The organism is Chromobacterium sp. S0633, from assembly GCF_024158805.1.
Lineage (GTDB): Bacteria > Pseudomonadota > Gammaproteobacteria > Burkholderiales > Chromobacteriaceae > Chromobacterium.
Genome location: NZ_JAMZGH010000005.1, coordinates 145699 through 154891 on the forward strand (window position 1 = coordinate 145699; position 9193 = coordinate 154891).

The 9193-nt window shown below is 60.6% G+C and carries 5 protein-coding genes; all 5 read left to right on the plus strand.

The features are described from left to right. The first annotated feature begins 61 nt into the window (after positions 1-61). The 5 genes from glmU (at position 62) to NK214_RS05585 (ending at position 8677) form a co-directional block, all read left to right on the plus strand. Complete coding sequence (gene glmU, locus NK214_RS05565) at positions 62-1429, plus strand: bifunctional UDP-N-acetylglucosamine diphosphorylase/glucosamine-1-phosphate N-acetyltransferase GlmU (protein WP_253313911.1); 1368 nt, start codon at positions 62-64, stop codon at positions 1427-1429. Between the two features lie 174 nt (positions 1430-1603). Next, a complete protein-coding gene (locus tag NK214_RS05570; RefSeq protein WP_048413207.1) occupies positions 1604-2395 on the plus strand; it encodes a DeoR/GlpR family DNA-binding transcription regulator in 792 nt (263 codons plus the stop codon). After that, positions 2395-4224 carry a glutamine--fructose-6-phosphate transaminase (isomerizing) gene (gene glmS / locus NK214_RS05575; protein WP_107800953.1) on the plus strand — a complete coding sequence of 610 codons (1830 nt, stop codon included), beginning with the start codon at positions 2395-2397 and terminating at the stop codon, positions 4222-4224. The genes NK214_RS05570 and glmS overlap by 1 nt, the downstream gene beginning before the upstream one ends. A 435-nt stretch (positions 4225-4659) precedes the next feature. Next, positions 4660-5448 (plus strand): hypothetical protein, encoded by a 789-nt coding sequence (locus NK214_RS05580; RefSeq protein ID WP_253313912.1) that lies wholly within the window; start codon positions 4660-4662, stop codon positions 5446-5448. Further along, entirely contained in the window at positions 5441-8677 is a 3237-nt protein-coding gene (locus NK214_RS05585; protein ID WP_253313913.1) for a DEAD/DEAH box helicase, read from the plus strand. Before NK214_RS05580 ends, NK214_RS05585 begins: the two co-directional genes overlap by 8 nt. Positions 8678-9193 lie beyond the last annotated feature (516 nt).

Consider the following 9193-nt stretch of genomic DNA (forward strand, 5'->3'; position numbering starts at 1 on the left):
GTGTATAGTAGGCTGCCACGCAAGTGGCAGCCTTTTTCCGTTTTCGAGTCGTGAAAAAACCATGGATAGTCTCAGCATCGTCATTCTCGCTGCCGGCAAGGGCAAGCGCATGTACTCCTCCAAACCCAAGGTATTGCACCCCATAGGCGGCGAGCCGATGCTGGCGCGGGTGATCCGCACCGCGCGCGCCTTGAAGCCGGCGCGGCTGATCGTGGTGTACGGCCACGGCGGCGAGCAAGTGCGGGCGGCGATTCCGGACGCGGACCTGATCTGGGCGGAACAGGCCGAGCAGCTGGGCACCGGCCACGCGCTGAAGATGGCCCTGCCGCATCTGCCGCGGGACGGCAAGACCATGGTGTTGTACGGCGATGTGCCGCTGACCAAGGCGGACACGCTGCATCGCTTGTCCGACGCCGCCGGCGCCGGCATGGCGGTGCTGACCGACGTGCTGGACGACGCCAGCGGCTACGGCCGCATGGTGCGCGGCGCGGACGGCAAGCTCCAGGCCATCGTCGAGCACAAGGACTGCACGCCGGAGCAGCTGGCGATCCGCGAAATTAACACCGGCATGATGGCCCTGCCCAATGCGCGGCTGGCCGGCTGGCTCGCCGCGCTCAACAACGGCAACGCCCAGGGCGAATACTATCTGACCGACGTGCTGGCCCTAGCGGTGGCGGACGGCGTGAGCGTGGACAGCGCCAGCGTGGACGCCAGCTGGGAAGCGGCCGGCGTCAACAACAAGGTGCAGCTGGCCGAGCTGGAGCGCATCTTGCAGCGCAACCAGGCGCAAGCCTTGCTGGAAGCCGGCGTCACGCTGGCGGACCCGGCGCGCATCGATATCCGCGGCGAACTCAGCCACGGCATGGACGTGAGCATAGACGTGGGCTGCGTGTTCGAAGGCGTGGTGGAGCTGGGCGAACAAGTGGACATCGGCGCGCACTGCGTGCTGAAAAACGTCAAAGTGGCCGCCGGGACCAAGATCGCGCCGTTCTCGCATCTGGAAGACGCGGTGGTGGGCGAGGGATGCCGGATCGGGCCTTACGCCCGGCTGCGCCCCGGCGCGAAACTGGCCGGCCACGTGCATATCGGCAACTTCGTCGAAGTGAAGAAAAGCGTGATCGGCGAAGGCTCCAAGGTCAACCACCTGAGCTATATCGGCGATGCCGAGATCGGCGGCAAGGTGAATGTAGGCGCCGGCTCGGTGACCTGCAATTACGACGGCATCAACAAGTTCAAGACCGTGATCGGCGACAACGTCTTCGTCGGCTCCGGCACCCTGATGGTGGCGCCGGTGACGCTGGAATCCTACAGCACCATAGGTGCCGGTTCGGTGATCAGCCGGACCGCGCCGGCCGGCGAACTGACGGTGGCGCGCGCGCGTCAGGTCACGGTGCCGGGCTGGAAGCGGCCGCAGAAAAAAACCGACTGATTCCCTTCCGTCGCCATGCGGCGCCCATTCTCCTGATTTGGAGGATGGGCGCCGTTTTTCATGGCGGCATTCTTGCGACAGCCCCTTGCCGCGGCGCGACGCTTCCGCGGCCGGCGCTTGTCAAAGCCGAAGCGGCGCTGCTATGATCGCGAAACTTTCGAAACGAAACATAAAATGACCAAGCGAAACACTCAGCAACGCCGTCACGCCATCGCCGCCCTGGTGCAGGAACGCGGCGAGGTCAGCGTGGACGAGCTGACCAAGCGCTTCTCCACCTCCGAAGTGACCATACGCAAAGACCTGGCCCTGCTGGAAACCGGCGGCCTGCTGCTGCGCCGCTACGGCGGCGCGGTGTCCTTGCCGTCGGAGATGGTGGTTGAGGAAGACGCGGAGCAGGTTTCAAAACGAAAGATCGCCATCGCCCGCGCCGCCGCCGAGCGGCTGCGCGACCACAACCGCGTGATCATAGACAGCGGCACCACCACCAGCGCGATGATTCCGCTGCTGGGCAATAAGCGCGGCCTGGTGGTGATGACCAACTCCCTGAACGTGGCCGGCGCGCTGCGCGAGCTGGAGAACGAACCCACGCTGCTGATGACCGGCGGCACCTGGGACCCGCATTCCGAATCCTTTCAGGGCCAGGTGGCGGAACAGGTGCTGCGTTCCTATGATTTTGATCAGCTGTTCATCGGCGCGGACGGTATCGACCTGGAGCGCGGCACCACCACCTTCAACGAACTGGTGGGCTTGTCGCGGGTGATGGCCGAAGTGGCGCGCGAAGTCATCGTGATGGTGGAATCGGAAAAGATAGGCCGGCGCATCCCCAATCTGGAATTGCCGTGGGAGCGCATCCATACCCTGGTGACCGACGACGCCTTGTCGGCGGAGGCCAGAACCCAAATTCAGGCGAAGGGCATTGCGCTGATCTGCGCGTCCTCGCCCACTGATAGTCCAAGGAGAAAGTAATGTGCGGCATTGTCGGCGCCATCGCGGCGCGTAATGTGGTTCCGGTATTGGTGGACGGCCTGAAGCGGCTGGAATACCGCGGCTATGACTCCGCCGGCGTGGCGGTCTTGGCTGGCGACGCCATCCGTCGCGTGCGCCGCGTCGGCCGCGTCGCGGAGATGGAAAACGCCGCGGCGGAAGAAAGCCTGCAAGGGCAGGTGGGCATCGGCCACACCCGCTGGGCCACCCACGGCGGCGTCACCGAACCCAATGCCCACCCGCACGTATCCTTCGGCAAGATCGCCGTGGTGCACAACGGCATCATCGAAAACCACGAAGAGCAACGCGAACGCCTGAAAGGCCTGGGTTACGCCTTCGAATCCCAGACCGACACCGAAGTCATCGCTCACCTGGTGCATCACTACTACCAGGCCGGCGACAGCCTGTTCGACGCGGTCAAGCGCGCCAGCCGCGAGCTGACCGGCGCTTACGCCATCGGCGTGATCGCGGTGGACCGCCCGGACGAACTGGTGTGCGCGCGCATGGGCTGCCCGCTGCTGGTGGGCCTGGGCGACGGCGAAAACTTCATCGCCTCCGACGTTTCCGCCATCGTGTCCGCCACCCGCCGCGTGATCTTCCTGGAAGAGGGCGACATCGGCCGGCTGACCCGCGACGGCGTGGAACTGCTGGACAAGGACGACCAGCCGGCGCAACGCCCGGTGCACGTGTCCGATGTGTCGCTGGCCTCGCTGGAACTGGGCCCGTACAGCCACTTCATGCAGAAGGAAATCCACGAACAGCCGAAGGCGCTGTCCGACACCATAGACGCGGTGCAGGACTACGGCTTCAATCCCGAGCTGTTCGGCGAGCGCGCCGGCGAAGTGCTGCCGCAGCTGGAAGGCGTCAAGATCCTGGCCTGCGGCACCAGCTACTACGCCGGCCTGACCGCCAAATACTGGATCGAAACCATCGCCGGCGTGCAGTGCGATGTGGAAATCGCCAGCGAATACCGCTACCGCAGCGCCTGGGCCAACCCCAATTACCTGGTGACCACCATCTCCCAATCCGGCGAGACGCTGGACACCATGGAAGCGCTGAAATACGCCAAGGAACTGGGCCACCGCTACGCGCTGTCTATCTGCAATGTGCGCGAATCCGCGATTCCACGCGCCAGCGAACTGGTGTTCTTCACCCGCGCCGGCGCCGAGATCGGCGTGGCTTCCACCAAGGCCTTCACCACCCAATTGGTGGGCCTGTTCGCGCTGGCGGTGACCCTGGGCAAGATGCGCGGCAAGGTCAGCGCGGCCGACGAGGCGCGCTACCTGGACGAACTGCGCCACCTGCCGGGCAGCGTGCAGCATGCGCTGAACCTGGAGCCGCAGATCAAGGCTTGGGCCGACAAGTTCGCCGCCAAGGACAATGCGCTGTTCCTGGGCCGCGGCCTGCATTTCCCCATCGCGCTGGAAGGCGCGCTCAAGCTGAAGGAAATCTCCTACATCCACGCCGAAGCCTACCCGGCCGGCGAGCTCAAGCACGGCCCGCTGGCGCTGGTGGACGAAGACATGCCGGTGGTGGTGATCGCCCCCAACGACGCGCTGCTGGAAAAGGTGAAATCCAATATGCAGGAAGTGCGCGCGCGCGGCGGCGAGCTGTTCGTGTTCGCCGACCTGGACAGCCATTTCAGCGAATCCGACGGCGTGCACGTGATCCGCACCCCGCGCCATGTCGGCGTGCTCAGCCCGGTGGTGCACGCCATCCCGGTGCAGATGCTGGCCTACCACGTGGCGCTGGCGCGCGGCACCGATGTCGACAAGCCACGCAACCTGGCCAAGAGCGTGACGGTGGAGTGAGGCGGGGTTGTCAGGCCGATGATGATCAGAAAGAATAAAGTCTGTCACGAGGTAATGAAGTCTGTAATGCTATCGGCATGATTGCCTCGCAGCGGATAGAAATCGATGAGGCCCTTCAGGGCCTCATTGTGTATGGGGGAACCCGTCGCCACGATCGTTCTGGAGGTAGGGCAGATCGACTGCCTGTTGCTTGGTTAAAGCGGTCCTCTATCTATCAGATACCAGACATTGGGGGCTTAGTATCTTCCAACTTCCGGTTTCATTGCGTCCGCACCCATACTTTCAATCTGAGAGGATGCTCCCGGACTGAAATTATGGATTCTGAGACGTCTACTGAAGATGGCCTATTCAGATCGGAATACGCTTGTTTCCGCGATCAAGGCGATGCAAAATCATTGATGACTATTGAATGCTGCTTGAAAATTCTAGATAACCATGCCGATCACCCTCAACCCAATGTCCGCGCTCCCACAATGTGAGGGTGAGCAGTGGATCGTTAATGCCCCCGACCAGCTCGCGCATCTGGTGGCGCTTGTACTGGTCGGTCAGGCCTTCCACGCGGGCTTGATCCTTGAGGGAACGCAGCTGGGCGCGCCGAAAATCACAGCGAATTTGAAGGAGACGCTCGACAAAGATCTGCATCCGACGACTGATAAAGGCATTGAACATCGCGATGGCCTTTTGTTTGAAATTATCTGCTGGATAGCTGCCCGCAAAGGTAAGACTGGCGACGAGAAAATCGATAGTTCCCACCTTAAATCGACCAACCAAGGTACCGATGGCGTCAAAGTCACGGTCAATCCTGCAACGAAGACGCTGACGAAGGCGACGGTCTATGAATATAAATGCACGATTCACGCCCGGCAGAAATTCCAAAGCCAGGTTCTGAAGTCGTTCCGGGAGTATATTTCGGGCGAACGTGATAACCAACTTGCCCAAGCAGTGTTGGCATTGCTCGAAAATTTCGGATTCACTGGGATACAACTCAAGGCCGCCTACGACACGCTGATCCAGACTCGCCCGCTAGCATTTGAAGCTTCTCTGACCGTCTCTCCGTCTGTGTTTCCGGAGGCTAAGTGCATCGCGCTCTTCAAGGACTATGATTCGCTTTCAGTCGAGTCGGATATGCGTGGTGGTAACACGCTGCCGCTAGACGACGTGCGGGCTTGGTTTGCTGATTTCGCAGATCGCGTCTGGGGACAAATCGAGAAGTTTGATGTTTGACGCTCAGACAGCCACACTGATCCGCAGCGCGCCAGCCCTAGCCGGAGTTGACCCGGAGATGCTGCCCCAGGAATTGACCGGTATCTACGCTGAGCTTGCTGGGCTGCGACTGCGCGCGGCGGTGCTCGCCGACCAACCAGGCTACCTGGCACAACTCCAGCGGATCGAGCGAATCGCGACTATTTATGAGGCACTCGTCGACAGCGGTGCCGAGGGTCACGAGCGGCGTGCCGCAGCCTTCGTCGCAGCGACCGCTTACCAGCTGCTGGTGAGAATCCGCCCAGCTCTGCAGGTGCGTGGCGATCTTTTGACGGCACATGCGATCGACCCGCGTGTGTCTGCTCCGCTTCTTTTCTTGATCGCCGAACAAAGCCCGGATGCGCGCGAGGCAGTTCGTGATCTCGCTGGACCACGGCTGGACGATATCCATCGTGGTGCGCTGATCGAAAGCATCGAAGACTTGGCCTTGGAGCGCTTTGAAGCCATCCTCGATCGGGCTGATCGTTTGGCGGGATTACGACCGGAAGCAGATGCGCCTTTTGACGAACGCGCCACACAGGCCTTGTATGGTTTATGTTGGAGTGGGCTGGTGCAGATGGTCACGAGCCTACTAGATCGCCCCCGTGTTACATCCGCCTATCAGGAGTTCGGCACGCCGAGGCAGACCTTCCTCCGAGTGGTAGAACTGGCGACCCGCTCGCTTGATCTCCCGGAAAACAGCGGTCTCAACATCATATCCAGCTATGCGGGACCGCGCCATCTGGCGCGGCTGCTCATGCACGTATCAGACGGTCTTGAGCACGCCGGTGTTACTAAGATCCCGCCGCCTGCCGGCACGGGAGAGAATGCGTGGAAGCTATGGGTTCGCCATCGTGCGTCGAGCAAGCCCGTGCTCTGGCCAAACCATCGTGCGGCGGTGGCGACTGACTTTCTCGATATCGGGAAGTCGGCGATTCTCGTGCTACCGACCGGGGCCGGGAAGACCACGCTGTCCGAACTCAAAATCGCGTCGACCTTGTCTGCCGGTAAGAAGGTCATCTTCCTTGTCCCGACGCTCGCCCTAGTCGACCAGCTTCGCGACGATCTTGCAGAGAGTTTCCCCGAAAGCCTGATCGCCAGTGTGGTGTCGGCCGATGGCGACCTTACCGCTTTGATCCGTGGTCCGGAACTCGAGTCGATTGAGGTCATGACCCCAGAACGGTGCCTGGCGCTTCTGAGTTTCGCCGAGACGGATATGAGCGATCTCGGCTTGCTGGTCTTTGATGAATGCCATCTGTTGAGTCCCGATGGCGGCGGGGCGCGTAGCGTTGACGCGATGTTGAGCCTACTCCACGCCATCAAGCGCGCGCCAAACGCTGATCTCCTTATGCTCTCGGCCATGCTCAAAAATGCCGATGAAGTAGCAGATTGGCTCTCCACAATAACCGAGCGTCCGTGCATCAGTTTTCATGATTCGTGGAAGCCGAGCCGGCAGGCGCGTGGCGTGGTGCTCTATCCTAAAAGGCAGGTCGATGCAGCAAATATCGTAGTCCGGCGGAAGAAAAAACTTAAAAAGGCCTATAAAGCGCCAAGGCTCCATGCCGACCCTTACGCACTGTTCGGCCTTCACCATGCCTGGCTTAAGACTGTCGCGACCGACACCAGGCTTGTTCGATTGTCGGATGCTCCCATCGAGCTCGGACACGGGGTTGGCGGTGCCAGCCCCAACGCCAATGATGTGGGCGCGGCCTTGGCCAAGAACGCTGCCGTCGCGGGGCTTAAGACGATCATGTTCGTACAGCAGGCCGATCATGCACCTTCAACGGCAAAGCGCCTTCTTGGACAGTTACCGCCACCATCCGATCTCACAGAAAACGAGAACAGCCTGTGGGGGGATGCCGTGGCGGAGCTAGGTGCGGAAAGCTGCTCGCTGTTCGATCCCGTAGCCCCGGCGATTCCACATAACGGAGACATGATCCCGCTTGAACGTCGTCTCGCGGAATCTGTTTTCAAGAAGGTCGAAGGTGTGAATGTCATCGTTGCGACGCCGACTCTTGCACAAGGCATGAACCTCCCGGCGCAGGTTGCTATTCTTGCCGGGACGATGCGGCATGACGTTGAGGGCCGTAAGCCGCTCGAAGGGCATGAGATACTGAATGCGGCCGGTCGAGCGGGGCGCGCCGGCCATCTCGCCAATGGGACGGTATTGCTGATTCCCGAACCGGTCGTGCAATTCGACGCAAACTCGGTGCCCGAGGAGGAAGCCTTCAAGATGCTCAAGGCGGTGCTGCCGCAGAATGATCAATGCGTCAATATCGACGATCCGCTGACCCCGCTGCTTGACAGCATCCAAGCCGGTGCGCTGTCGGGTGCTGACGTTCGCTACTTCATGAGCCGACTTCGTGCGGGCGAGGCTGAAGCGACAGCGGTCGACAGTGCGGTCGAGATGATCAGTCGTTCCTTTGCCGGCTATCAGGCGCGACAGGCCAAGGAAAATGCGGATTTCGACGAAAAGCTTAGTGCGTTGAAGATTGCGCTCGTAACCGCGACGGAGGAGGCCTCGGCGCCCGTCATGCAGATCGCCGCCTTCACAGGCCTGGCCGTTGAACCGCTCGCAGCTATCGCAGCGAAGGCCGAGGAGGACATTGACGTTCTGCCATCGACCGTCTGTGGTTGGATGGAATGGCTTGTCGATTTCATGATTGCCGATCGCGTCAGCTACACCTTGCTTTTTGGGCCTGCCGTCGAAACCGTGAAGGCTGTGACGCGAGGGAAAAAGACCGGCGGGGAAAGCAGTGCTGCAGAGATGGCTCTCTTGAAAACTGGACTGGCCGCGTGGTTGAAGGGCGAGCCTTTCAATCGAATTGAGGCGTCGCTTGGCGTCCCCTCTGCCAAGATCGGTGTCTGCAAGCGTACACGCGACCTCATCAATCAGATCGCTAACCGGCAGCTCTATATGGTCGCCGCAGCTACATCCGAGGTCATTCGGCAGACACTGGCGGCCAAGGGAAAGGTAACTGCAAATCCGGCAGTTCTTGAGATATTGGCTTATGCAATTCGTCGCGGTCTGGATTCTCCGGAGAAGGTAGCCTTTGCCTACCGGACCCCTAACGCTCGCTCGCGAGTGCTTCTTCACCGGGCCTTTGCCGAGAAGGTAGGGGATCGCCCACCAGTGCTCGGCTCCGATTTCGAGCAGGTGATGCGGCATCTCGACGCCGTGCTTGCCTTCGGACAAGACGGCGTAGGGTGAGTTTGGCCTTCGCGCTCCAGAAGATTTGGCTATCGTGGGGTGGAATGGTGACGAGTTTGTAACGTCGCACATCTTCAATTTCACTATGTATCGGTAAACCTAAGCTGTCGTCCCCATTGAACAATCAGACTCCGATCAACAACCAAGGAGTCTGTGATGGAAACTATCCATACGCACGAAGCTTGGAACAAGGGCAAGCTTGTCGGCCAGAAGCCGCCGCTCAAGCCAAAGGATATCTGGGCTAGCCCCCCATAGGCCGATCAATTGTCTCCACCTTTGGTCACTTCAAACTTCCTCGGCCGAAAGCGCTAGTCGATCATACTGGTGCGAAACTTCGTGCAAGACATCCTACGCCTTCTTTAAAGGCAAAGACCGGTAACCGGCTCCGTTACTCCAGATGAGAGTATCTGCCGAGCGCGCGTGTAGTTCTGGTATTGCCTGTCCACGTAATTCACTTTCCATAGTTATCTTTAACCCTGGGTGCGGCGGTAGATGGGTGACGCAGCTGCAGGGGTA